Below are 21,768 nucleotides of genomic sequence, written 5' to 3' on the forward strand. Positions count from 1 at the left end.
GGGTCGGCCGCTTTATACTCGTTGCCCATGAAAGCCGCCCCGCCGCCGAAGAAGCGCAACGCACCGAAAACCAAGGCGGACATCCTGGCCGCCGCCCAGAAGGCCTTTGCGGAAGTGGGCTACGCGCATGCCGGCATCCGCGATATCGCGGCGATCGCCGGGGTCAGCTCCACCCTGCTGCTGCGCTACTTCGGCTCCAAGGCCGGCCTGTTCGAGGCGGCGCTGGTGGAGGCGATGAGCGTGGGCGAACTGTTCGAACTGCAGCGGGAGCAGTTCGGCGAGCGCCTGGCGGCAATGTTCATGGACCGCAGCCTGGACATCAAGGCGCCCTCGCTGATCGCGCTGTCGACGGTGGACGTGGATGCCCGCGACATCACCACGCGCGTCACCGAACAGTACGGCGTGGCGCCGCTGGCCCGGTGGCTGGGCGGGCCCGACGCCCGCGTGCGCGCCCTGGAGATCTTCATGCTCTCCACGTCCTTCGTGCTCTACACCCGGCAGCTGCCGCAGATGTTCGCCACCCGGGGCGTCGACAAGAAGATGGCCAAGTGGTTTGCCGCCACGGTGCAGGCCATCGTCGACCAGTCCTGAAACTGGCGCGGAGCAAAAAAAGAGCCTGCGGGAGCAGGCTCCATGAATTCCCGGAAGGAGGATTCCGGGACACGCGATCCTTCCGTCCGCCGGAATCAGAACCCCAGCTTGATCGCCAGCGAAACGTAGTCGCGATCGGCCAACGGCCGCTCGACGGGATCCGGCGTGCCGAGGAACCAGGCGTAGTTGAGCCCGAGCTGGTAGCGCTGCAGGTAGGTGGCGGTGACACCCAGGCCGGCGCGCCGGTCGTGCTCGCCGGTCAGGCTGCCGAAAGCGCCTGCCATCGGCGAGTTGCCCCTGAGCATGTGCGAGAAGCTGGCCTTGAGGGTCAGGTCCACCGCCGGCAACACGTCGCGGTAGTCGGCGGACGCCAGCGTGGAGTAGCCGTAGGCCTCGCGGCTCCTGGCCAGGTCGGTGCTGCCCGCCACCGGCTCGACGTCGTGCACGCGGACATAGCCGGCCTCGCCGGTCAGCGTGAGCGCGTCCCAGAATGCCGTCGGATTGATGATGTAGAGGCCCGAGACCAGCACCTGGCTCATGTCGGCGCGCGTGAACGTGGGGACGCTGGCGTTGACCATGGTGGAGGCGCCGTCGCGGTAGCTGTATTCCGCGGACACCTGCACGTCGCCGATCGTGGTGGAGAGGTCGGCGCCATAGAGTCCGACGTCGTCGAAGTACTCGGCCTGGTAGGTGACCGGCGCCGGCCGCCCCAGTGTCGCGGTGGTGATGCCCTGCGTCAGCACGCCGGGCACCGCGGCGGCGGGAATGCCCAGCGCGGCGAAGATCGGCGTCGCCGCGGCGATCAGCTGCGGCGACGGGTTCACCACGGGCGGCACCAGCGTCAGCGCGCCGACGTTGAGCCTCACCGTGGGGATGTTCTCGTGGTAGCGCAGGTAGTAGGCGCCGATCTCCGTCACCTCGGTGACCTGGTAGTTCAGCGCCAGGCCCCACTGGCCGTCGCTGCCGGGCTTGATGTCCGGCCCGCGCGTGACGATCAGCTGCTCCGGCGTGCCGGGAATCAGCCTGCCGAACAGCGGGAACAGCGGGTTCCTGCCGCCGTAGAGGAAGCGGGCGCCGGGGCCGATGATGTCCGAGGTGGCGAAGTAGTCGCCCTGGGGCGTCACCTCGGTCTCGGCGAATTCCAGCTTGTAGTAGCCGCGCAGGGTCGCCTGCTGCGTCATGCCCAGCTGGAAGGAAACCTGCGAGCTGGGCAGCAGCAGGTCCTTGGTCTCCACGCCCGGCGAATTGGACTTGGTGCCGTCGGCCGGGCCCTGCGCCGAAGCGATGCCGAGGAAGAACAGGCTCTGCCCCCAGGACACCACCTGGCGACCGGCGCGCAGGTCCAGGTTCATGCCCCCGGGGAGGTTCCAGCGGCCGTAGGCGTAGGCATCGAGCAGGCGCGCGCGGCGGCCGTCGTAGCGCTCGGTCTCGCGGGTGAACTCGTCGTTCGGCCCGGTCTTGTTGACGGTGCCGGGCGAGTCGTTGTCGTTGTCTCCCAGGTAGGCCAGGTCGTAAAAGGCGCTGCCGCTGAACAGGGCGCCGTAATTGTTGTGCGTGAGGCCGACCTCGCCGAACAGCGTCGCGCGGTTGTAGATCAGGCTGTCGCGGTCGAAGTTGCGGTCGCCGTCGTCGCCGTTGATGGTGGTCGGCACGCCGGAAGCGTTGACGGGACCGTTGACGATGCGATCGTCGGCGCGGCCGGTGCGCATCGCCACGCCATAGTTGAGCGTGGCGCGGTACTCCGCCGCCCAGTCGGCGCCCAGGTCCAGCGTGCCGGCACGGGCATTGCCGGTGGCGGCGCAGAGCGCGAGCGGCAGCCCGATGACACCCCGCAGATGACTTGCTTTCATGTCGTTCTCCCTGTGGTGTGTTTCAGCGGCCGCGCGACTGCGCGGCCTTGGGGCCGAACATCTCGGGCCGGAGCGAGGGATCGTTGACCCTCCACCAGTTGTCCTTGCCGACCTGGTTGACCAGGTAGGTGGCCTCGTAGGCCCGGTTCTTCAGGTCGTGGTAGACCGCGACGGTGCGGTGGTAGGCCTGCGCGTCCGGCGCGTAGCGGTAGGCGATGTACTTGATCCGCCACAGCTCGCCGCGGCCGTCGTAGTTGTCGCCCCAGGCCGGCAGCCAGGTGTCCTCGTCGGCGTAGATCACGCGCTTCTTGTAGACGTGGCGCATGCCGGGCTTGAGATGGCCCTCGATCACCCAGACGCGATGCAGTTCGAAGCGCAGCAGTTCGGGATTGATGCTTTGCGCGCCCAGCAGCTCGTCGTAGGAGAGCTTCTGGTCGTTGATGCGGAACATGTGCGCCGGCATGTAGAACTCCTGCCGGCCCACCAGCTTCCAGTCGTAGCGCTCGGGAGACCCGTTGAAGATGTAGTTGTCGTCCACCGTGTGCATGCCCGTCGGCGGCACCGGGTAGTCGCAGCAGATGTTGGGCGCCTGGCGCACGCGGCGCGTGCCGGGCAGGTACTGCCAGGCGGAGGTGGCGTCGTCGGTGAAGTCGTTGGGCTGCCAGCCGGTGGAGATGAAGCCCTTGTCGCGCGGCGGCGAGTTGAACTCGCTCAGGAAATAGGTCTGTATCTTGTCGCTGAACGGCCGGATGTTGTCGGGTCCGCGCGACTGGTTCAGCGACATGTAGTACTGCTGCGCCATGCTGATGTCGCCGTTGGGATAGACCACGGCGATGTCGTTGACCACTCTCTCCGAAGCCGGCCGGCGCGCGGTGGCGACGTTCCAGACCGCCTCCAGGCCATTGGCCGGAAAGGGAAAGGCGATGCCGGCGTTGAGGCCTTCCAGGCCCTTGCCGTTGGGCTTCACCTGCGCGCTCAGCGCGTTCTTCCTGGTCACCTCGCAGGCCCAGTCGGGCATGCGGAAGTCGCGGTGACTGGGATACACCGGCATGCGGAAACCCTGCGGGTACTTCTGCAGCAGCTTCTGCTGGCCCGGCGTCAGCCGCCCGGCGTACTGCGCCATGTTGTCCGCGGTGATCGTGAACAGCGGCTTCTCGGCGGCATAGGGGCCGGGGGTATAGCCGGACTTCTCCGCCGCCGCCATGCCGGGCCAGCCGTCGAGCCACTGGCCGGTATAGGCGGCCACCCCGCTGTCGCTGCCGGCGCGGATCGCGCCGGCGCAGGTGAGCGTGTCGCCATCGAGCTTTGCCGCCTCTTCCGCGGGCACCTTGGCGGAGACTGCCACCGGCAAGGTCAGCGCCAGGGTCAGGGCGGCAAGACGGATAAGATTGCTGCGGTTCATCGGGTTCTCCTCATGAGGGGCCGAGCGCTGTGCCGCGCTTTCGGTTAATCTGATCTGCAGTATTATTTGATACCGAGTCTCGCAATTAATCATGCTCCAAACTGATGAGACTTCTTTGCGGCAGCGCAAAAAAAACGAACTGCGCGAGCGGCTGGTCGCCGTCACGGTGGAACTGGTCGGCGAACGCGGGCTCGATGGCTTTACCGTGGACGAGATCGCCGCCCGCGCCGGGGTCGGCCGCGCCACCTTCTTCCGCTATTTCGAGTCGCTGAACGCCGCGATCGTGGTCGGCTTCTACGAACAGCGGCTGCGCGCGATGGTGGCGCTGGTGCATGAGGCGCCGGCAGCGCTGGGCCCGGTGGACACCCTGGGCTGGATGTTTGATCGCATGGTGGCGCTGCACCACCAGGAGCAGGCCGCGGTGTTGCGGCAATTCCTCCTCCTGCAATCGTCCAAGACCCTGCAGGCCATCGCGCTGCAGCACCAGGCCACGGTGCACGAGGAGGTGCTGGCCGAAGCACTGCTGCCCCGCTTCGGCCGCCTGCGCAAGGACGACCTGCGCCCGCGCATCCTGGTTTCAGCGACGCTGGCCGCCATCCGCAGCATGGCGGACATCTGGGCACAGGGCGGCGGCCGCATGGACCTGCAGAAGATGATGCGGCAGGTGATACGGCAGCTGAAGGAAGGTTTCGGCGCCGATTGAGGCGGGTCGGCGCGCACGGCATTGTCGCCGGCCGGCGTCCTCGCCACACTAGGGCCATGATCCTTCCCTGGCCGCACTGCCCCGCATGACCCTCCGCCACTGGAAAGAGGCTGGCTCGTACTTCAGGTTCCGCGACCACTCCATCTTCTACCGCGGCGACGGCCGCGGGCGGACCGGGCTGCTGTGCATCCATGGCTTTCCCACCGCATCCTGGGACTGGGAGCCCCTGTGGCTCTCGCTGCGCCATCGCTTCGACCACGTGGTGGCACCGGACCTGCTGGGCTTCGGCTGGTCGGCCAAGCCGCGCGGCCACGACTATTCCCTGGTCGAACAGGCCGATCTCTGCGACGCCCTGCTGGCCGAGCGCGGCATCGAGCGCGTCCACGTGCTGGCCCACGACTATGGCGTCAGCGTGGCGCAGGAGCTGCTGGCGCGCGAACTGAGCCAGCCGCGGCGGCGCGCGCAAATCCTGTCGGTGGTATTCCTCAACGGCGGCCTGTTCCCGGAAACGCACCGCGCGCTGTGGCAGCAGCGCTGGCTCAACGGCCCGCTGGGGCCGGTGCTGTCGCGGCTGATGAACGAAAAGCGCTTCGGCCAGAGCTTCAGCCGGGTGTTCGGCCCCGACACCCGCCCCGGACTGATCGAGCTGCACGATTTCTGGCAGCTGATCGCCCACCAGGACGGCCATCACATCTCCCACCGGCTGATCCGCTACATCCGCGAGCGGCGCATGAACCGTGCGCGCTGGGTGGCCGCCCTGCAGCGCTCGCCGGTGCCGCTGCGCCTGATCAACGGCCCCGAGGACCCGGTTTCAGGCGCGCACCTGCTGCAGCGCTACCGCGAGCTGGTGCCGGACCCGGACACCGTCAGCATCACCGGCGTCGGCCACTACCCCCAGGTGGAGGCGCCGGACCGGGTCCTGCGCGCCTTCCACGAGTTTCATGACCGCCTGTCTGGAGAAAAGCAGGGCCGACCGCTATCCTGAGGCCATCCGCTCCTTGCGGATGGGGGATGAGGGTTTGGGGATCATGCATAGCGGTTCACGGGACGCATCAGGACGATGAGCGACACCCATGTAACCGAGGGCCAGCAGGGCCGCCTTCCGGAAGGAATACCGGAACAGATCGGCAAGTACGAAGTCCGCGGCGAAATCGGCCGTGGCGCCTGCGGCGTGGTCTACAAGGGCTTCGACCCCTTCGTGCAGCGCGACGTCGCCATCAAGGTGGCCCTGCACGACGCCGACTTCAAGGCCGACACCACGACCCACGAGCGCGCCTTTTTCGCCGAGGCCCGTGCCGCCGGCATGCTGGCACACCCGCACATCGTCTCGCTGCACGACGCCGGCGTCGAGGGCGAGCTCAGCTACCTGGTGATGGAATACATCGACGGCGAGACGCTGCAGCCGCTGTGCCGCTCCAAGGGCGCGCGCGCGCCGCTGGACCAGGTGATCGACATCATCTTCAAGTGCGCCAAGGCGCTGGACTATGCCCACAGCAAGGGCGTGCTCCACCGCGACATCAAGCCCAGCAACATCATGCTGACGCGCGACGGCGTACCCAAGGTGATGGACTTCTCCATCGCCGAGATCAACGCCGGCGAAGCGCGCGACCCCGAGCAGGGCGTGATGGGCTCGCCGCTGTACATGGCGCCGGAACAGATCCGCCGCGAGACGCTGGGCCCCACCACCGACCTCTACGCGCTGGGCGCGGTGATGTACCAGCTGCTGACCGGCCTGCCGCCGTTCCCGATCCAGGAAATCCCCAAGCTCTTCACCGCCATCAAGACCCAGCCGGCGCCGCGCGTGCGCGAACTGCGGCCGGACGTGCCGGAGGCGGTGTCGGAAGTGGTGTCGCGCCTGCTGCTCAAGACGCCGGGCGAGCGCTACCAGAGCGGCGGCGAGCTGGCCGTGACGCTGACGCGCCTGTTCGACCAGCTGCGCCAGCAGGGCCTGGTGATCAGCCGCCGCGAATCGCGCGACTCGCTGCGCCGCCTGCATTTCTTCGACGGCTTCTCCGACGAGGAGATCGACGAGATACTCAACGCCAGCAGCATGGCCACCTACCAGGCCGGCGAGACGATCATCGCCGAGGGCGACATCGACGACTCCTTCTACATCCTGGCGCTGGGCAGCGCCGAGGTGCGCAAGGGCGGCAAGGCGATCTACCGCCTGGAGAAGGGCGAGTGCGTCGGCGAGATCGGCTTTCTGTCGGCCACCAAGCGCACCGCCACGGTGGTGGCACTGAACAAGGTGCTGGCGCTGAAGATCAACGCCACCCTGATGGAACGGGTGTCCCGCGACTGCCAGCTCAGATTTTACAAGGTTTTCACACAGACCCTGATCTATCGCCTGTCGGTTACCAGCGCGCGCCTGTCGGCCCTGACGGCTTGAGTCAATCCTCCTATCCCTTGAAAATCATCAACTTGCACCAAAATCGTGCAGGTCGCGGGAAAACCCTCTTGGCAAGCTGAGCGTCACGTCAGGTATCCTGCGAAATACATAGACGCCGCTGGGTTTCACGCGGCCGTGGGGATCACGTGCAGTTAGAGAAAAGCAACCCGGTGACGAAGTCGCGCCGGCGTGTGGGAGATACGGAGGTCAGCGCCATCCGCCGACCTGCCGATCTGCCTGACTCGCCGCCGCAGCAGATCGCCAAGTATGAAATCCGTGGCGAACTCGGCCGCGGTGCCTGTGGCGTGGTCTACAAGGCCTTCGACCCCTTCGTGCAGCGCGACGTCGCCATCAAGGTGGCGATGCAGGACCAGGAATTCCGCTCCGACGTCGACCACGAGCGCACCTTCTTCGCCGAGGCCCGCGCCGCCGGCATGCTGTCGCACAAGCACATCGTCTCGCTCTACGACGCCGGCGTCGAAGGCGAACTCAGCTACCTGGTGATGGAGTACATCGACGGCGAGACGCTGCAGCCGATGTGCCGCCCCGGTGGACTGCGCCTGCCGCTGGACCAGGTCATCGACATCGTCTTCAAGTGCGCCAAGGCGCTGGACTATGCCCATTCCAAGGGCATCCTCCACCGCGACATCAAGCCCAGCAACATCATGCTGACGCGCGATGGCGTGCCCAAGCTGATGGACTTCTCGATCGCCGAGATCGGCCACGAGGCCAGCAGCACCAAGCACGCCGGCGGCGGCACCGGCCTGCTCGGCTCGCCGCTGTACATGTCGCCGGAGCAGTCGCGCAACGAACAGCTCGACGGCACCAGCGACCTCTACTCGCTCGGCGCGGTGATGTTCCAACTGCTCACCGGGCGGCCGCCGTTCCCGATGAAGGACATGAAGGAACTGCTGCACGCGATCAACGTGGAGCCGGCGCCGCGCGTGCGCGACCTGCGCCCCGACGTGCCGGCGGAAGTCTCCAACCTGGTGTCGCGCCTGCTGCTGAAGAACCCGGACGAGCGTTACCGGACGGGCGGCGACCTCGCCGGTGCCTTGGCGCGCCTCTACGACCTGCTCAAGCTGGCCGGCCACACCGTGGGCCGCCGCGAATCGCGCGACTCGCTGCGCCGCCTGCATTTCTTCGACGGCTTCTCCGACGAGGACATCAACGAGATCCTCAACGTCAGCTCGATGGCCACCTACCAGCCGGGCGAGGCGCTGATCACCGAGAGCGGCGTCGACGCGGCCTTCTTCATCATCGCCCTGGGCACCGCCGAGGTGCAGAAGGGCGGCCGCGCCATCTACCGCCTGGAGAAAGGCGACTGCATGGGCGAGATCGGCTTCGTCTCCGGCGCCAAGCGCTCCGGCAGCGTCGTCGCGCTCAACCAGGTGCTGGCGCTGAAGCTCAACGCCAGCGCCGTCGGCCGCATCTCCGAGCGCTGCCAGCTGCGCTTCTACAAGGTCTTCACCGAGACCCTGATCTACCGCCTGTCGATGGCCAGCGCGCGCATTTCGGCGATGAACAATTCGCAGTCGTGATTTTTAGTTGCATTATTTTATTTTTGTAAATAAATAAAAACAAATCGGTCCGCACCGGCTCAAAGGATTGAGAACGCGGCATGAATCCTTCCGTACGCGACGCCCTCTGGTTCCACGTCCTGTTCCTGGCCGCCGCCCTGCCGCTGGTGGCGATGACCGAGGGCAATGCCCGCGGCCAGAACCTGCTCTGGCTGACCCTGGGCTACCACGCCGCCCTGCCGCTGGTGAGCCTGGTCCGCCGCCACCACGAGTGGCTGTTCCTGTGGCTGTTCCTGCTGCCCCTGGCCGCCGGCCAGGTGCTGCCCGACTGGGCCCTGGTGCGCGTGGCCGGCGTGCTGGTGTTCCCCGACCTGGGCCAGCCGCGCATCGGCGGCGACGTGCCGATCTATTTCCTCGGCCTGTGGATGATGCTGCTGTTCCCGGTGCTGCTGATCGGCCATTCCAGCCGCAGCCCTTACCTGGTCACGGGCGCCCTGTCGCTGGCGCTGTTCGCGTTCTGGGAATGGGCCGCCCGGCCGCTGCAGATCTGGTACAACCGCGACGTGCTCGCCATCGACGGCATGGCCTTGTATCCGCTGATCCCCGAGATGCTGCTGGCGCTGACCGCGCTGTGGGCCTATCGCCATTTCGGCCGTGGGCCTATCCTCGGACGGGTGTTCGCTGCGCTGGGCGTCAACGTGTTCTACACCGGCGCCTGCTTCCTGGCGCTGCTGGCCATCGAGTACATCTACCGTTCAGCTTTGCTCGGTATCCTTTAGACCAGACCGCCCCGAAAAGGCTGGCAAGACAAAATGGAGAATCAGCGATGAACAAACCCCGCCTCACCCACTTCTGCAGCGCGCTGCTGGTGGCCGCCACCGTGCTGGCCGCCGGCTGCAACAAGCCTGCGGACCCGGCGCAGACCCCGGCACCGCCGTCCACCGTGCCCACCACCGAGGTGCCGGCCGAGCCGGTGGCCCCGGTAGCGCCCGCTCCGGTCGCCGAGCCCGAGCCTGCGCCGGCTCCCGCGCCGGCTCCGGCCCCCAAGCCGAAGCCGAAACCCAAGCCGAAGCCCAAGCCGGTGGAGCCCTCGACTCCGCCCCCGCCCCAGGTCTGCTATGACTGCGGCACGGTCACCTCGGTCACCCCGGTGACCGAGAAGGGCGAGGCCGGCGCGATCGGCACCCTCGGCGGCGCAGCCGCCGGCGGCGTGGCCGGTCACCAGTTCGGCAAGGGCCGCGGCAAGGACGTCGCCACGGTCGCCGGCGCGGTGCTCGGCGCCATGGCCGGTCGCGAGATCGAGAAGCGCGCCCGTTCCACCACGGTCTACCAGATCGGCGTCGCCATGGAAGACGGCAGCTCGCGCACCGTCACCGTCGCCGACCCTGCAGGCCTGAACCCGGGCTCCAAGGTCCGCGTGGACGGCAACAACCTGATCCCGCGCTAAGCCGCAAGGCAGGTAAAATAAGGGGGCCAGGCCGCAAGGCCTGGCCTTTTTTGTTTCCGACGCAAGGATGATGGGCTCATGACGCAGGCGATGAAGATTCTGGTGATCGGTTCCGGCGGGCGCGAGCACGCGCTGGCCTGGAAGCTGGCGCAATCGCCGCGCGTGAGCGAGGTGATCGTCGCCCCCGGCAACGCCGGCACCGCGACCGAGGCGGGTTGCCGCAACGCCGCCGTCGCGGTGGACGACATCCCGGCCCTGCTGGCCCTGGCCCAGGCCGAGGGCGTCGGCTTCACCGTGGTCGGCCCCGAGGCGCCGCTGTCGCTGGGCGTGGTCGACGCCTTCCAGGCCGCCGGCCTGCGCATCTTCGGGCCCTCCCGGGCCGCCGCGCAGCTGGAGGCCTCCAAGGCCTTCACCAAGGACTTCCTCGAGCGCCACGCCATTCCCACGGCGCAGTACCGCGTCTTCACCGAGATCGAACCGGCCGTAGCCTACATCGCCCAGCGCGGCGCACCGATCGTGGTCAAGGCCGACGGCCTGGCCGCCGGCAAGGGCGTGGTCGTGGCCACCACCGTGGCAGAGGCGCAGACCGCCGCCCGCGACATGCTTGGCGGCGAGCTGCTGGGCCAGGCCGGCGCGCGCATCGTGGTGGAAGACTTCCTCGACGGCGAGGAGGCCAGCTTCATCGTCGTGGCCAGCGGCACGAGCTACGTGGCCATGGCCACCAGCCAGGACCACAAGTGCATCGGCGACGGCGACACCGGCCCCAACACCGGCGGCATGGGCGCCTACTCGCCCGCCCCGGTGGTCACCGGCGAGGTGCATGCCCGCGCCTGCCGCGAAGTGATCGAGCCGACCCTGCGCGGCATGGCCGCCGAAGGCGCGCCCTTCACCGGCTTCCTCTACGCCGGCCTGATGATCAACGGCCAGGGCGCCCCGCGCGTGCTGGAGTTCAACGTGCGCATGGGCGACCCCGAGACCCAGCCGATCCTGATCCGCCTGGACTCCGACCTGCTGGACCTGCTGGAAGCCGCTGTCGACGGCAACCTGGAAGCCGCGCAGCCCCGCTGGAGCCCGCAGCCCGCGCTGGGCGTGGTGATGGCCGCCGCCGGCTACCCCGGCCCCATCGCCAAGGGCGACGCCATCGTCGGCCTCGATGCCCCCATGGGCGCCGCCAAGGTGTTCCACGCCGGCACCACCCAGAAGGACGGCCAGGTCGTCACCAGCGGCGGCCGCGTGCTCTGCGTCGTCGCCCGCGGCGACACCGTGGGCGAAGCCCAGGCTCTGGCCTACGCCGCCGTGCGCAAGATCGGCTGGAGCGGCGCGCAGTTCCGCAACGACATCGGCTACCGCGCCATCGCGCGCGAATCGCACTGATGCGCGCCGCCGCGGGGCTGTTGCTCGCGGCCCTGCTGCCGCTGGGCGCCGTCGCGCAGGAGCGCGATCCTTGGCAGGTGGCGGATGAGGTCCCGGCCCAGACCTACGGCTGGATGGAGCGCGTGCGCATCGAAACGCTGACGCGCTACTTCGAGGTGGAAGCCAAGCTCGACACCGGCGCCAGCTCGTCCTCGCTGCACGCCACCGGCATCGAGCTGTTCGAGCGCGAAGGCCAGAACTGGCTGCGCTTCACCGTCGACGGCCACCCGCTGGAACAGCCCGTGGTGCGCCGCGTGCGCATCAAGCAGAAGAACGGCGAGCCCGCGCAGGAGCGCTGGGTGGTGCGCCTGGACCTCTGCATCGGCCAGACCTTCATGCCCGCCGACTTCAACCTGGTGGACCGCAGCGACTTCAGCACACCGGCGCTGCTGGGCCGCGATGTGCTGGCGCAGCTGGGACCGGTGGATACGGAGTTGAAGTTCACGGTGGAGCCGGGGTGTGCGCGGCAGTAGGTTGTCTCGTCCCTCTCCCCTTGGAGAGGGGTAAGGGTCAACTTGTTAACCCAACCGTTCGCCCTGAGCCTGTCGAAGGGTGAACGCATTCAGGCCATGGAGCTCTCATTGGAGTCGCCGCCCCAGCCCCGCACATAGTCGGCGATCAATGGGCGCAATTTCTCCAAGAGTTCTGGCCTGACCTTATCGGCCCTCAACAAATCCCGCGCGATCCCGCGCGCGACAATGTCGTGCTCCTTCAATCCCCGGTACATGGACCAGAGAGGGCGCGAGTCGTCCTGATGGAACTCGTGAATCCGACCGATCAATTCCGAACTCAGGATCCTGTCTTCACGCCATTCGGCGAATGACGCATCGAGCGCTTCAAGAAGCAGATGTGCCTCGGCCTCATACACGTCTGCCGCCAGATCACGAAGCAAGCGCCGCTCGGATTTGCTGAAGTCAGGCATGGCTTTACGCAACCGACCTATACAGACTGGACTTCATCGTATTCGCCCCGCACGGATCGAGTCCAGACTATTTGAGCCATCGCGCCATGCGCTGCCTGGCCCATGCATGAGTAGCAGTCCGGCCCTCTTCAATCGCCCGCTCACCGCGAGCGATGCCCTCAAGCAGACCATCTCGGCCGATCAGGATGGGCTCCCTCCCTTGCTCCAGAAGCGCCGTGTCCTGAGGCTTCAAGGTGATAGGACGTTTGCTGCGCATGTGTTGCTCCGTGGACTCGAAGGCACCTCGCGGGCGCGATTGATGCGGTTCGCAAGCTCACCACATCCTACCGGGCTGGCGCCTCCCAATGGCTTGGTGAGCGCAGCGAATGCTTTTGATGTTCCGGGCTCCCTCGTAGCGGCGCCCGCACAGGGGTCGGGCGCAGGGGTCGAGCCGGACAGGATGTCCGGCCGAGGACACACAGGCCATGGATGGCCTGTGTGTCCGACCCCTCAGCGACCGACCACTGGGCGGGGAACCCCGCGTAAGCGGGGCGCCAATACAAGGGTACGTTTTCTCTTGGTTACTTTTCTTTGTCGTATAACAAAGAAAAGTGACTCGCCCTTGGGCGAAATAAACCTACAGAGAGCCATCGCTCCTGACCGGCGTAGTCGCCGGCGTCCCTGCTGCAAAGTCCTGGAGACCCAACGACCAGGTCGCGAGCAAGCTCGCTCCTACGCACAGGGGAAAGGACAGGCGATTGAAAGGGCGCGGTACGTCCCTCGATACACCGCTACGCGGCACTCGGGATGAACGGTTCGGTCGCACGCACTCAAAAAAGAAAAGGCCGCGATCTCTCGCGGCCTTCTCATTTGTAGCACAGGCTGGTTCGACTAGTTACGCTTCATCGAATCAAAAAACGCCTGGTTCGTCTTGGTGTGCTTCATGCGGTCGATCAGCATTTCCATGGCGCCCAGCTCGTCCATGTCGTGCAGCACCTTGCGCAGGATCCAGACCTTGTTCAGGTCGCCCGGATCCATCATCAGCTCTTCCTTGCGGGTGCCGGAACGGTTGATGTTGATCGCCGGGAACACGCGCTTCTCGGCGATGCGGCGCTCCAGGTGGAGCTCCATGTTGCCGGTGCCCTTGAACTCTTCGTAGATCACTTCGTCCATCTTGGAGCCGGTATCGACCAGCGCCGTGGCGATGATCGTCAGCGAGCCGCCTTCCTCGATGTTGCGCGCGGCGCCGAAGAAGCGCTTGGGCTTCTGCAGGGCGTTGGCATCGACACCGCCGGTGAGCACCTTGCCGGAGCTGGGCGCCACGGTGTTGTAGGCGCGGGCCAGGCGGGTGATGGAGTCCAGCAGGATCACGACGTCGCGCTTGTGCTCGACCAGGCGCTTGGCCTTCTCGATCACCATCTCGGCGACCTGCACGTGGCGCGTGGCGGGCTCGTCGAAGGTGGAGGAGATCACCTCGGCGCGCACGGTGCGCTGCATGTCGGTGACTTCTTCCGGACGCTCGTCCACCAGCAGGATGATGAGATACACATCCGGGTAGTTGGCCGCGATCGACTGCGCGATGTTCTGCATCATGATGGTCTTGCCGGCCTTGGGCGGCGAGACGATCAGACCGCGCTGGCCCTTGCCGAAGGGCGCGACCAGGTCGATGATGCGGGCGGTGATGTCTTCGGTGGTGCCGTTGCCGCGCTCCATCTTGAACTGCTCGTCCGCGAACAGCGGCGTCAGGTTCTCGAAGGAAACCTTCTTGCGGCTGACTTCGAAGGGCTCGAAGTTGATCGAGTCGACCTTCAGCAGCGCGAAGTAGCGCTCGTTGTCCTTGGGCGTGCGGATACGGCCGGCGATGGTGTCGCCGGTGCGCATCGCGAAGCGGCGGATCTGGCTGGGCGAGATGTAGACGTCGTCCGGGCCGGCCAGGTACGAGGCGTCGGGGCCACGCAGGAAGCCGTAGCCGTCCGGCATGATCTCGAGCACACCTTCGATGTAGATGTGCTCGCCACGGCGCGCGGCGGCCTTCAGGATCGTGAAGATCAGATCCTGCTTCTTGACGCGGGCGATGTTCTCCAGGCCCTGCTGCTCGGCAAGCTCGAGCAGTGCCGCCGCCGTCATCTTCTTCAGGTCGGGAACATGCACGACCTTGGGCGGCTGCTGCGACTGCGGGTTGTTCCCGCCATTGCCGTTGCCGTTGCCGCTTTCGTCGTCATCCGACATCTGCGGGGCCGGGCGGGTGGCGTCGTAAGCTTCGCCCCCGGGCGCCATGGGGCCGTCGTTGACGATCGCCGGATCTTCAGGCTGCAGATCGTGGTCGTCTTCGGGGAATCCCTGGTTAGCGAGATTGTTGTTGTTGTTTTGGCCGCCCTGCTGGGGGTTGCGGCCTCCACCGCCGCCGCCGTGACGGCGGTGGCGTTTCATGCGCGGATTGTTAGGCGGCATTTACGTGAGGAGTGACAAAAGCGGCCAACTGGGCCTTGTGGACGGCACCGACCTGGGTCGCGGCGGCTTGGCCGTTCTTGAACAGGATCAGCGTCGGGATGCCGCGGATGCCGAACTTCGGGGGGGTCCCCGGGTTCTCATCCACGTTGAGTTTCACAACCTTGAGCTTGCCGGCGTTCTCCTGGGCGACCTGCTCCAGGATCGGGGCAATCATCCGGCAGGGGCCGCACCATTCCGCCCAGAAATCCACCAGGACGGGCAGGTCCGACTTGAGCACGTCCTGCTCGAACGTGGCGTCGGTGACGGCGGAGATATTTTCGCTCATGGGATACCTCGGTTAGTGGGCCAATGCGGGGGAACAACCCCGCATACCGGAAAGATGGGGGGTACGGCAGGTGCGCACAAGACGCGCAAAAAAACAGTCAGATCGTTATGATTAATTTTTGAAACGGGGAAATAGCGGGCTGTTCTCGTCGCGGCCGGTGATCCAAAAGACGCCGCGCAGCCTGTGTGATGGCTCTATTTCATCCCATCCGACCGCCGCTTGCAAGAGCGCTGGTCCCGACATTAGATACCATTCATGCAGCTCCAGCACCTAAGCGAAGTCACTTTCGAGTCCCTGCCCCTGCATCCGCAGCTCAAGTCAGGGCTTGCCAAACTGGGTTATACGCACTGTACGCCGATTCAGGCGCAGACCCTGCCCCTGGCCCTGGCGGGGGCCGATCTGGCCGGCCAGGCCCAGACCGGCACCGGCAAATCGGCCGCTTTCCTGCTGGCGACGATGAACCAGCTGCTGACCCGCCCCCGCCGCGAAGGCGCCGACCCCGGCCAGCCGCGCGCGCTGATGATGGCCCCCACCCGCGAGCTGGCGATCCAGATCCTCAAGGACGCCGAGCAGCTGGGCGCCGAGACCGGCCTGCGCATGGTGGTCTGCTACGGCGGTGCCGGCTACGAAACCCAGCGCACGGCGATCGAGAACGGCATCGACATCCTGATCGGCACCCCCGGTCGCCTGATCGACTACTTCAAGCAGGGCGTCTACAAGCTCGACCAGATCGAGACCCTGGTGCTGGACGAGGCCGATCGCATGTTCGATCTGGGCTTCATCGTCGACATCCGCTACATGCTGCGCAAGCTGCCGCCGGCCGACCAGCGCCGCAACTACCTGTTCTCGGCCACCCTGTCCCAGCGCGTGCTGGAACTGGCCTACGAGCACATGAATTCGCCGCAGAAGATCGAGATCGAGCCCGAGCAGGTCACCGCCGACCGCGTGCGCCAGGGCCTGATCCACGTCGCCAATGACGAGAAACTGGCCATGCTGGTGGGCCTGCTGCGCCACCACGACCCCTTCCGCACCCTGGTGTTCCTCAATACCAAGCGCGGCGCCGAGGAGGTGGAGGCCGCCCTCAAGCTCAACGGCTTCGAGGCCGCCACCCTGTCCGGCGACGTCGCCCAGACCAAGCGCATCAAGCTGCTGGACGACTTCAAGGAAGGCCGCCTGCCGATCCTGGTGGCCACCGACGTGGCCGCCCGCGGCCTGCACATCCCCGGCGTGTCGCACGTCATCAACTTCGACCTGCCGCAGGACCCGGAGGACTACGTCCACCGTATCGGCCGCACCGCGCGCGCCGGCGCCACCGGCGACGCCATCTCCTTCTGCTGCGAGACCTGGGTCTACTCCCTGCCGCCGATCGAGAAGTACATCGGCGCCAAGATCCCGCTGATGCAGGAGGCCCACGACTGGCTGGCCACCGATTTCGTCGCCCCGCCGCGCCAGCCGCGGCGGCCCTTCACCGGCCGCTCGAGCAGCGGTCGTCCGGGCGGCGGGCGCTCCGGCGGCGGACGCCCGGGGGGCGGCCGGGGCGGCCCCGGCCGGCGACGCTGACCCGCTCGTCAGGTTTGCATTAAAACTCCTTCACAAGTTCTTGGCATTGATATATTTTCTCTACCTGAACAATGTTGCGCCGGCAGGCGATGAGGCGGGTATGAAGAAAAACAGGACAGGCGGATTGGTCGCCGGCTGGCGCCAGTTGCTGCTGGCTCTCGCCCTGGCAGGCCTCAGCGCCGGTGTAAACCCCGCCCTGGCCGCCACCCCGGTCAAGGAAAAAGCCGCCAAGAGCAGCAGCGCCGCCAAGAAGGAAGGCGCGGCCAGCACCAAGACCACGACCAAGCGCAAGTCCGCGGTCGGCAAGAAGGCCACGGGCAAGGCCAAGTCCAAGGCCAGCGCCAAGAAGCGCGTCTCGCGCAAGACCACGCGCCGCTCCGTGCGCCGCGTGGTGGCGGTGGCCCCGGCGATTCCGTCGCTGGGCCAGGCCCTGGGCCTGCACCACACCCGCGACGAACTGAACCTGGGCTCCAGCGTGGCGATGGTGGTGGACCAGCGCACCCACGAGGTGCTGTTCTCCAAGAATCCCGACGCGGTGCTGCCGATCGCCTCGATCACCAAGCTGATGACCGCGCTGGTGGTGATGGACGCGCGCCTGCCGATGGACGAGATCCTGACCATCACCAGCCAGGACATCGACCTCGAGAAGGGCAGCCACTCGCGCCTGCGCGTGGGCCTGGAACTGAGCCGCGAGGACCTGATGCTGCTGGCGCTGATGTCCTCCGAGAACCGCGCCGCCTCGGCGCTGGGCCGCAACTACCCGGGCGGCATCAGTGCCTTCGTCTCGGCGATGAACCGCAAGGCGCGCGAACTGGGCATGCGCGACTCGCGCTTCGTCGACTCCTCCGGCCTGTCCAGCTCCAACGTCTCCAGCGCCAGCGACCTGGTGCGCATGGTCAACGCCGCCTACGGCAACCCGACGATCCGCCGCTTCTCGACGCAGGCCGAGCACACGGTGGAGATGGGCCGGAGCAGCATGCAGTTCGTCAGCAGCAATCGTCTGGTGCGCTACCGCGGCGACGACTGGCAGATCGGCCTGCAGAAGACCGGCTACATCAGCGAAGCCGGCCGCTGCCTGGTGATGCAGGCGCGCATCCAGGACCGCCCGGTGGTCATGGTGTTCCTCGATTCCAGCGGCAAACTGACCCGCTTCGCCGACGCCCAGCGCGTGCGCAACTGGCTGGAAACCCGGCCGCGCGAGCAGATCGCCAGCCCCGGCGTCGGCGGCCTGGTACAGACCGCGAACCCGCCCAAAAGCACGATGTAGCCCGCAAGGCTGCAGCACAAAAGGACCCGCTCGCTGCGGGCCTTTTTGTTTTCAGTGAAGCTTGGTGCCCGGCAGCTTTTCGTGGGAGCGGCTTTAGCCGCGATCTTTTAGCCGCGTGTCCGCGTCTCAGCGCGGAATCAGCTGCTCGATCCGGTCCGCCGCCGGGTCCCAGTCGAAATCCGCCCGGCGCGGCTGCAACGAGTCCGGATGGCGCAGGCCCACCACCTGGCCGATGCCGAAGCGCCGTGCAGAAGCCAGCACCGGCAGGCTGTCGTCGACGAACAGCGCGCGCTCGGGCGCGAAGGGCTTGTCGGCCTGGAAGCGCTGCCAGAACTGCGCGTCTTCTTTCGGAAAGCCATAGTCATGCGAGGACACGATCTGGTGGAAATAACTCCCCAGGCCGGTCTGCTCCATCTTCAGGGTCCAGCTGTCGCGGTGGGCATTGGTGGCCAGCCATAGCTGGCGACCGGAATCACGCACGTGCTGCAGGAAGCGCTCGGCGCCTTCCAGGGCCCGGATGCGCTCGCGGATCTCGCGCTTCAGGCCCGCCATGTCCAGGCCGGTGATGCCGCTCCAGTAGTCGGTGCAGTACCAGGGCAGCGTGTGCTGCACCTCGACGAAGCGCGGCAGCAGCTCCTCGCGCGCCTGCTCCAGGCTCAGGCCACGTGCCTGCGCATAGCGCTCCGGCACCAGCTCGCGCCAGAAGTAGTTGTCGTAAGACAGGTCCAGGATGGTGCCGTCCATGTCCAGGATGACCCACTCGGCCCGGTCCCAGTCCACTTGAAGGAGGTTCTCGCTCATCAGGCGCTTATGATAGCGGCCTCATCCGTCGGAGGCCTCACGTGAAGGTATCGCAGGAAACGCTGGACCAGGTCCTGGCCATTGCCCTTGGCGCCGGCGAAAAGATCCTTGGCATCTACGAATCGGACATCGCCGTCACCACCAAGGACGACGACTCGCCGCTGACCCAGGCCGACCTGGCCGCGCACCACCACATCGTGGCCGGCCTGCAGGCGCTGGCGCCGGAGATTCCGGTGCTGTCCGAGGAAGCGGCCGACATCCCTTACGCCACGCGCCGCCAGTGGTCGCGCTACTGGCTGGTGGACCCGCTGGACGGCACCAAGGAATTCATCAAGCGCAACGGCGAATTCACCGTGAACATCGCCCTGGTGGACAACGGCGTGGCGGTGCTGGGCGTGGTGCATGGCCCAGTGCTGAAGACCAGCTGGATCGCCGCGCAGGGCCTCGGCGCCTGGCGCCTGGAGAATGGCCAGAAGACCGCCATCCGCACCCGCAAGTCGCCGGCCCGCCCGGCGCTGGTGGTCAGCAAGTCGCACCGCGACGCGGCGCTGGAATCCTTCCTGGAAAAGATGCCGGAGCATGACGCGGTCAGCCGCGGCTCCTCGCTGAAGTTCTGCCTGGTGGCCGACGGCGTGGCCGACCTCTACCCGCGTACCGGCCCCACCAGCGAGTGGGACACCGCCGCCGGCCAGTGCGTGGCCGAACAGGCCGGCGCCCAGGTACTGGTGATGCCGGGCCTGCAGCCGCTGCGCTACAACCAGAAGGAATCGCTGCTCAACCCGCTGTTCGTGGTGATCGGCGATCCGGCGGCGGGCTGGGCGGAACGGTTGCCGAAGGCCTGAGAAAGCTTCAGTCCGCAAATAAACGCGAATGAACGCAAATCTCCACGCTTCTATTCGCGTGCATTTGCGTGCATTTGCGGACTGAAGGTCTTTGCCGAGGGACTGGATGCCGGCTTCCGCCGGCATGACGGGTCTGCTCAAACGACCACGTCGGTCATCTTCCCCACCTGCTGGTGCCCCGCGGCCGGCCTGGTGCGCTCGTCGCGCAGCAGCTGGCAGGTCTTCATGCCCGCGGCCTGCGCCGCGTCCAGTTCCTCGCCGATGTCCGACAGGAACAGCACCTCGGCGCCCGGCAGGCCGATCTGCTGCAGGATGTTGCGGTAGGACGCCGCCTCGCGCTTGCCGCCGATGCGCGTGTCGAAATAGCCCGAGAACAGCGGCGTCAGATCACCCGCGTCGCTGTGGCCGAAGATCAGGCGCTGCGCCTCCTCGGAGCCCGAGGAGTAGACGTAGAGCTTGCGGCCTTCGCCCTGCCAGTGCCGCAGCGCATCGGGGGTATCCGGGTAGACGTGGCCCTTGAGTTCGCCGGCCTCGTAGCCCTGGCGCCAGATCATGCCCTGCAGGGCCTTGAGCGGCGTGTACTTGCGGTCCTCGGCGATCCACTGCTCCAGCACGTCGGCGGCCTCGCCCAGCGACAGGTCGCGGTTTTCCTGGCGCTCGACCTCGGCCAGTTGGCGCTGCACCTCGTCATTGCCGGCCTGGGCGCGCAGGAAGGCGCGCATGTGCCGCTTGGCGTAGGGGAACAGCGATTGGTGTACGAAGTCGATCGAGGAGGTGGTGCCCTCGATGTCGGTCACGATTGCCTTGATCATCTTTGCTTCTTTCCCCCTCTCCCGCTGGCGGGAGAGGGCTGGGGTGAGGGTGGTGGTCTTCTTAGTAACTAAGGGTGAAGTTATACATGTAGCTTGGTGACCATGGTGCCATCCATGGCGGGACATCAGCTCGCCCATCTAGCCCCTGCCCGGCCATCCCTGGCCGGGCGTTCGCCGGGACGGATGTCCACCGGACATCCATCTGATCCGGCTCACCCACCGTCGGGAGAGGCTGTCTATGTGTTGGTTAGGCTGCGCGCTCGAAGCGCGGGAACCGGTCGGCGATGGTATCGCCCGTGAACTTGCCGACCCAGCCTTCCGCGATGCGGAAGAAGCGGATCGCCTTGAAGAAGGGCTTCGGCCCCATGTCGAACCAGTGCGTGGTGTTGGCCGGCAGGTTGATCAGGTCGCCGCGGGTGCATTCGGTCATGTAGACCTTGCCGCCGGCGCGGATGTAGAACATGCCGGAGCCGTCGACGAAGAAACGCGTCTCGAAATCGTCGTGCGTGTGCTCGGCCAGGAACTTGCCGCGGGCGGTTTCGGCCTGCGGGTTCTCGGGGTGCATCGCCACCACGTCGATGGTGACGAAGCCGTACTTCTGGTTGAGCTGGTCGATCGCGTCCTGGTAGGCGGCGATCACTTCCTCGGCGCCGTCCTCGGGCTTGAGCGGCTTGGAGGCGTCCCAGCGCTCGAACTCGACGCCGATGCCGGCCAGGGCATCGCGGATGTCCTCGAAGCGCGTCAGCTTCTGCAGCGGCTGGGTCGCGTCGCTGTCGGCGTAGATGGTCAGGGTGGTCATGGTGCTACTCCTTCAACAACTTACGAGCGCAGTTCGCACTCGAACATGAATTCCAGGGCTTCGACGCGCCAGCGCGCCTCGGCCACCGTGGCGCCCCAGGCATAGAGGCCGTGCCCGGCGATGACATAGGCCGGCGTGGCGGGATCCTGCTTCATATGGGCATCCACGCGCGCCGCAAGGCGGGCGATGTCCTGGTCGTTCTCGAACACCGGCACTTCGACCACGGCGTCGTGGGTTCGTATCCCCGGCAGCAGCTTGAGCAGCTCGTAGCCGGCCAGGCGGATGCGCTCGTGGCGCCGCGACAGCACGGTGTTGGCCACCGAGTGCGTGTGCAGGGCGCCGCCGATCGCCGGATCGTGGCGGTACAGCTGGCAGTGCAGCAGGGTCTCGTAGGAGGCCTTGCGGCAGCTGCCGATCGGCTGGCCGTCGAGGTCGGCCACCAGGAAATCGGCCTCGGTCAGCTCGCCCTTGTGGCAGCCCGAGGCGGTGATCAGCATGCGCTCGGGCCCCAGGCGGCCGGAGAAGTTGCCCCCCGTGGCCGGCACCCAGCCGCGGGCGTGGAACAGCTGGCCGGCGCCGATCATGGCGCGGCCCAGTTCGGGAATGGTGTTGGCAGTTTCGGTCATGGGATCGCGCACTTTAAGGCATCGCACATGACAGCTGGTAGGGCCCCGCCCGCCGCAGGCAAAACCCTG

At 66.8% G+C, this 21,768-nt stretch carries 22 protein-coding genes; 12 read left to right on the top strand and 10 right to left on the bottom strand.

Annotated elements, in window-relative coordinates:
- The first annotated feature begins 27 nt into the window (after positions 1-27).
- Positions 28-591 carry a TetR family transcriptional regulator gene (locus D0B54_RS21005; protein WP_117293832.1) on the top strand — a complete coding sequence of 188 codons (564 nt, stop codon included), beginning with the start codon at positions 28-30 and terminating at the stop codon, positions 589-591.
- 95 nt (positions 592-686) lie between these two features.
- Here D0B54_RS21005 and D0B54_RS21010 read toward each other — a convergent pair whose 3' ends face one another.
- A complete protein-coding gene (locus D0B54_RS21010) occupies positions 687-2,441 on the bottom strand; it encodes a DUF1302 domain-containing protein (RefSeq protein ID WP_117293834.1) in 1,755 nt (584 codons plus the stop codon).
- A gap of 22 nt (positions 2,442-2,463) precedes the next feature.
- Positions 2,464-3,843, bottom strand: a complete 1,380-nt coding sequence (locus D0B54_RS21015) for a DUF1329 domain-containing protein (RefSeq protein ID WP_117293836.1) — start codon at positions 3,841-3,843, stop codon at positions 2,464-2,466.
- 115 nt (positions 3,844-3,958) lie between these two features.
- On the opposite strand from D0B54_RS21015, the gene D0B54_RS21020 reads away from it, so the two are divergent.
- The 8 genes from D0B54_RS21020 to D0B54_RS21055 all read left to right on the top strand — a co-directional run bounded on the left by D0B54_RS21020 (position 3,959) and on the right by D0B54_RS21055 (position 11,788).
- On the top strand, positions 3,959-4,546 hold the full coding sequence (locus D0B54_RS21020) for a TetR family transcriptional regulator (RefSeq protein ID WP_162932602.1): 588 nt from the start codon (positions 3,959-3,961) through the stop codon (positions 4,544-4,546).
- A gap of 85 nt (positions 4,547-4,631) precedes the next feature.
- On the top strand, positions 4,632-5,531 hold the full coding sequence (locus D0B54_RS21025; protein WP_117293840.1) for an alpha/beta fold hydrolase: 900 nt from the start codon (positions 4,632-4,634) through the stop codon (positions 5,529-5,531).
- A gap of 75 nt (positions 5,532-5,606) precedes the next feature.
- Positions 5,607-6,935 carry a serine/threonine-protein kinase gene (locus D0B54_RS21030; RefSeq protein ID WP_117293842.1) on the top strand — a complete coding sequence of 443 codons (1,329 nt, stop codon included), beginning with the start codon at positions 5,607-5,609 and terminating at the stop codon, positions 6,933-6,935.
- A 146-nt stretch (positions 6,936-7,081) separates the two neighbouring features.
- Positions 7,082-8,476, top strand: a complete 1,395-nt coding sequence (locus D0B54_RS21035; protein WP_240433480.1) for a serine/threonine-protein kinase — start codon at positions 7,082-7,084, stop codon at positions 8,474-8,476.
- Positions 8,477-8,556: 80 nt separating this feature from the next.
- Complete coding sequence (locus tag D0B54_RS21040; RefSeq protein WP_117293844.1) at positions 8,557-9,234, top strand: DUF6989 domain-containing protein; 678 nt, start codon at positions 8,557-8,559, stop codon at positions 9,232-9,234.
- Positions 9,235-9,281: 47 nt separating this feature from the next.
- On the top strand, positions 9,282-9,902 hold the full coding sequence (locus D0B54_RS21045; protein ID WP_117293846.1) for a glycine zipper 2TM domain-containing protein: 621 nt from the start codon (positions 9,282-9,284) through the stop codon (positions 9,900-9,902).
- A gap of 90 nt (positions 9,903-9,992) precedes the next feature.
- Positions 9,993-11,276, top strand: a complete 1,284-nt coding sequence (gene purD, locus D0B54_RS21050; RefSeq protein ID WP_117295422.1) for a phosphoribosylamine--glycine ligase — start codon at positions 9,993-9,995, stop codon at positions 11,274-11,276.
- Positions 11,276-11,788: an ATP-dependent zinc protease family protein gene (locus D0B54_RS21055; RefSeq protein ID WP_117293847.1), complete on the top strand. Its 513-nt coding sequence runs from the start codon at positions 11,276-11,278 to the stop codon at positions 11,786-11,788. The genes purD and D0B54_RS21055 overlap by 1 nt, the downstream gene beginning before the upstream one ends.
- An 89-nt stretch (positions 11,789-11,877) precedes the next feature.
- Here D0B54_RS21055 and D0B54_RS21060 read toward each other — a convergent pair whose 3' ends face one another.
- The 4 genes from D0B54_RS21060 to trxA all read right to left on the bottom strand — a co-directional run bounded on the left by D0B54_RS21060 (position 11,878) and on the right by trxA (position 14,992).
- Positions 11,878-12,237, bottom strand: a complete 360-nt coding sequence (locus D0B54_RS21060; protein ID WP_117293849.1) for a hypothetical protein — start codon at positions 12,235-12,237, stop codon at positions 11,878-11,880.
- A 67-nt stretch (positions 12,238-12,304) separates the two neighbouring features.
- Complete coding sequence (locus D0B54_RS25245; protein ID WP_117293851.1) at positions 12,305-12,493, bottom strand: type II toxin-antitoxin system prevent-host-death family antitoxin; 189 nt, start codon at positions 12,491-12,493, stop codon at positions 12,305-12,307.
- Positions 12,494-13,107: 614 nt separating this feature from the next.
- A complete protein-coding gene (gene rho / locus D0B54_RS21070; RefSeq protein WP_441347444.1) occupies positions 13,108-14,343 on the bottom strand; it encodes a transcription termination factor Rho in 1,236 nt (411 codons plus the stop codon).
- 313 nt (positions 14,344-14,656) lie between these two features.
- The gene (gene trxA / locus D0B54_RS21075) at positions 14,657-14,992 is read right to left on the bottom strand and encodes a thioredoxin TrxA (protein WP_117293853.1); all 336 of its coding nucleotides are present in this window, start codon (positions 14,990-14,992) and stop codon (positions 14,657-14,659) included.
- Between the two features lie 255 nt (positions 14,993-15,247).
- Here trxA and D0B54_RS21080 point away from each other — a divergent pair, with 255 nt between their 5' ends.
- Complete coding sequence (locus D0B54_RS21080; RefSeq protein ID WP_117293855.1) at positions 15,248-16,552, top strand: DEAD/DEAH box helicase; 1,305 nt, start codon at positions 15,248-15,250, stop codon at positions 16,550-16,552.
- 100 nt (positions 16,553-16,652) lie between these two features.
- On the top strand, positions 16,653-17,819 hold the full coding sequence (pbpG, locus tag D0B54_RS21085; protein ID WP_117293857.1) for a D-alanyl-D-alanine endopeptidase: 1,167 nt from the start codon (positions 16,653-16,655) through the stop codon (positions 17,817-17,819).
- Positions 17,820-17,945: 126 nt separating this feature from the next.
- On the opposite strand, the gene yrfG is transcribed toward pbpG, so the two are convergent.
- Positions 17,946-18,620, bottom strand: a complete 675-nt coding sequence (gene yrfG / locus D0B54_RS21090) for a GMP/IMP nucleotidase (RefSeq protein WP_117293859.1) — start codon at positions 18,618-18,620, stop codon at positions 17,946-17,948.
- Between the two features lie 41 nt (positions 18,621-18,661).
- Here yrfG and cysQ point away from each other — a divergent pair, with 41 nt between their 5' ends.
- Positions 18,662-19,462: a 3'(2'),5'-bisphosphate nucleotidase CysQ gene (gene cysQ / locus D0B54_RS21095; RefSeq protein ID WP_240433481.1), complete on the top strand. Its 801-nt coding sequence runs from the start codon at positions 18,662-18,664 to the stop codon at positions 19,460-19,462.
- A 137-nt stretch (positions 19,463-19,599) separates the two neighbouring features.
- Here cysQ and mtnC read toward each other — a convergent pair whose 3' ends face one another.
- From mtnC to D0B54_RS21110, 3 genes are all read right to left on the bottom strand, one after another.
- Entirely contained in the window at positions 19,600-20,274 is a 675-nt protein-coding gene (gene mtnC / locus D0B54_RS21100) for an acireductone synthase (protein ID WP_117293862.1), read from the bottom strand.
- A gap of 247 nt (positions 20,275-20,521) precedes the next feature.
- On the bottom strand, positions 20,522-21,073 hold the full coding sequence (locus D0B54_RS21105) for a 1,2-dihydroxy-3-keto-5-methylthiopentene dioxygenase (RefSeq protein WP_117293864.1): 552 nt from the start codon (positions 21,071-21,073) through the stop codon (positions 20,522-20,524).
- 20 nt (positions 21,074-21,093) lie between these two features.
- Positions 21,094-21,699 carry a methylthioribulose 1-phosphate dehydratase gene (locus D0B54_RS21110; RefSeq protein ID WP_117293866.1) on the bottom strand — a complete coding sequence of 202 codons (606 nt, stop codon included), beginning with the start codon at positions 21,697-21,699 and terminating at the stop codon, positions 21,094-21,096.
- Positions 21,700-21,768 lie beyond the last annotated feature (69 nt).

This window comes from Solimonas sp. K1W22B-7 (genome assembly GCF_003428335.1).
Classification (GTDB): Bacteria; Pseudomonadota; Gammaproteobacteria; order Nevskiales; family Nevskiaceae; genus Solimonas_A.

What these genes read in the sequence shown, in the direction of transcription:
- D0B54_RS21055 (WP_117293847.1), top strand. Translation starts at nt 11,276, where the DNA reads ATGCGCGCCGCCGCGGGGCTGTTGCTCGCGGCCCTGCTGCCGCTGGGC.
- D0B54_RS21005 (WP_117293832.1), top strand. Translation starts at nt 28, where the DNA reads ATGAAAGCCGCCCCGCCGCCGAAGAAGCGCAACGCACCGAAAACCAAG.
- D0B54_RS21040 (WP_117293844.1), top strand. Translation starts at nt 8,557, where the DNA reads ATGAATCCTTCCGTACGCGACGCCCTCTGGTTCCACGTCCTGTTCCTG.
- D0B54_RS21030 (WP_117293842.1), top strand. Translation starts at nt 5,607, where the DNA reads ATGAGCGACACCCATGTAACCGAGGGCCAGCAGGGCCGCCTTCCGGAA.
- D0B54_RS21110 (WP_117293866.1), bottom strand. Translation starts at nt 21,699, where the DNA reads ATGACCGAAACTGCCAACACCATTCCCGAACTGGGCCGCGCCATGATC.
- mtnC (WP_117293862.1), bottom strand. Translation starts at nt 20,274, where the DNA reads ATGATCAAGGCAATCGTGACCGACATCGAGGGCACCACCTCCTCGATC.
- rho (WP_441347444.1), bottom strand. Translation starts at nt 14,343, where the DNA reads ATGACGGCGGCGGCACTGCTCGAGCTTGCCGAGCAGCAGGGCCTGGAG.
- D0B54_RS21010 (WP_117293834.1), bottom strand. Translation starts at nt 2,441, where the DNA reads ATGAAAGCAAGTCATCTGCGGGGTGTCATCGGGCTGCCGCTCGCGCTC.
- D0B54_RS25245 (WP_117293851.1), bottom strand. Translation starts at nt 12,493, where the DNA reads ATGCGCAGCAAACGTCCTATCACCTTGAAGCCTCAGGACACGGCGCTT.
- D0B54_RS21015 (WP_117293836.1), bottom strand. Translation starts at nt 3,843, where the DNA reads ATGAACCGCAGCAATCTTATCCGTCTTGCCGCCCTGACCCTGGCGCTG.
- D0B54_RS21045 (WP_117293846.1), top strand. Translation starts at nt 9,282, where the DNA reads ATGAACAAACCCCGCCTCACCCACTTCTGCAGCGCGCTGCTGGTGGCC.
- D0B54_RS21105 (WP_117293864.1), bottom strand. Translation starts at nt 21,073, where the DNA reads ATGACCACCCTGACCATCTACGCCGACAGCGACGCGACCCAGCCGCTG.
- D0B54_RS21025 (WP_117293840.1), top strand. Translation starts at nt 4,632, where the DNA reads ATGACCCTCCGCCACTGGAAAGAGGCTGGCTCGTACTTCAGGTTCCGC.
- pbpG (WP_117293857.1), top strand. Translation starts at nt 16,653, where the DNA reads ATGAAGAAAAACAGGACAGGCGGATTGGTCGCCGGCTGGCGCCAGTTG.
- D0B54_RS21060 (WP_117293849.1), bottom strand. Translation starts at nt 12,237, where the DNA reads ATGCCTGACTTCAGCAAATCCGAGCGGCGCTTGCTTCGTGATCTGGCG.
- D0B54_RS21080 (WP_117293855.1), top strand. Translation starts at nt 15,248, where the DNA reads ATGCAGCTCCAGCACCTAAGCGAAGTCACTTTCGAGTCCCTGCCCCTG.
- trxA (WP_117293853.1), bottom strand. Translation starts at nt 14,992, where the DNA reads ATGAGCGAAAATATCTCCGCCGTCACCGACGCCACGTTCGAGCAGGAC.
- purD (WP_117295422.1), top strand. Translation starts at nt 9,993, where the DNA reads ATGAAGATTCTGGTGATCGGTTCCGGCGGGCGCGAGCACGCGCTGGCC.
- yrfG (WP_117293859.1), bottom strand. Translation starts at nt 18,620, where the DNA reads ATGAGCGAGAACCTCCTTCAAGTGGACTGGGACCGGGCCGAGTGGGTC.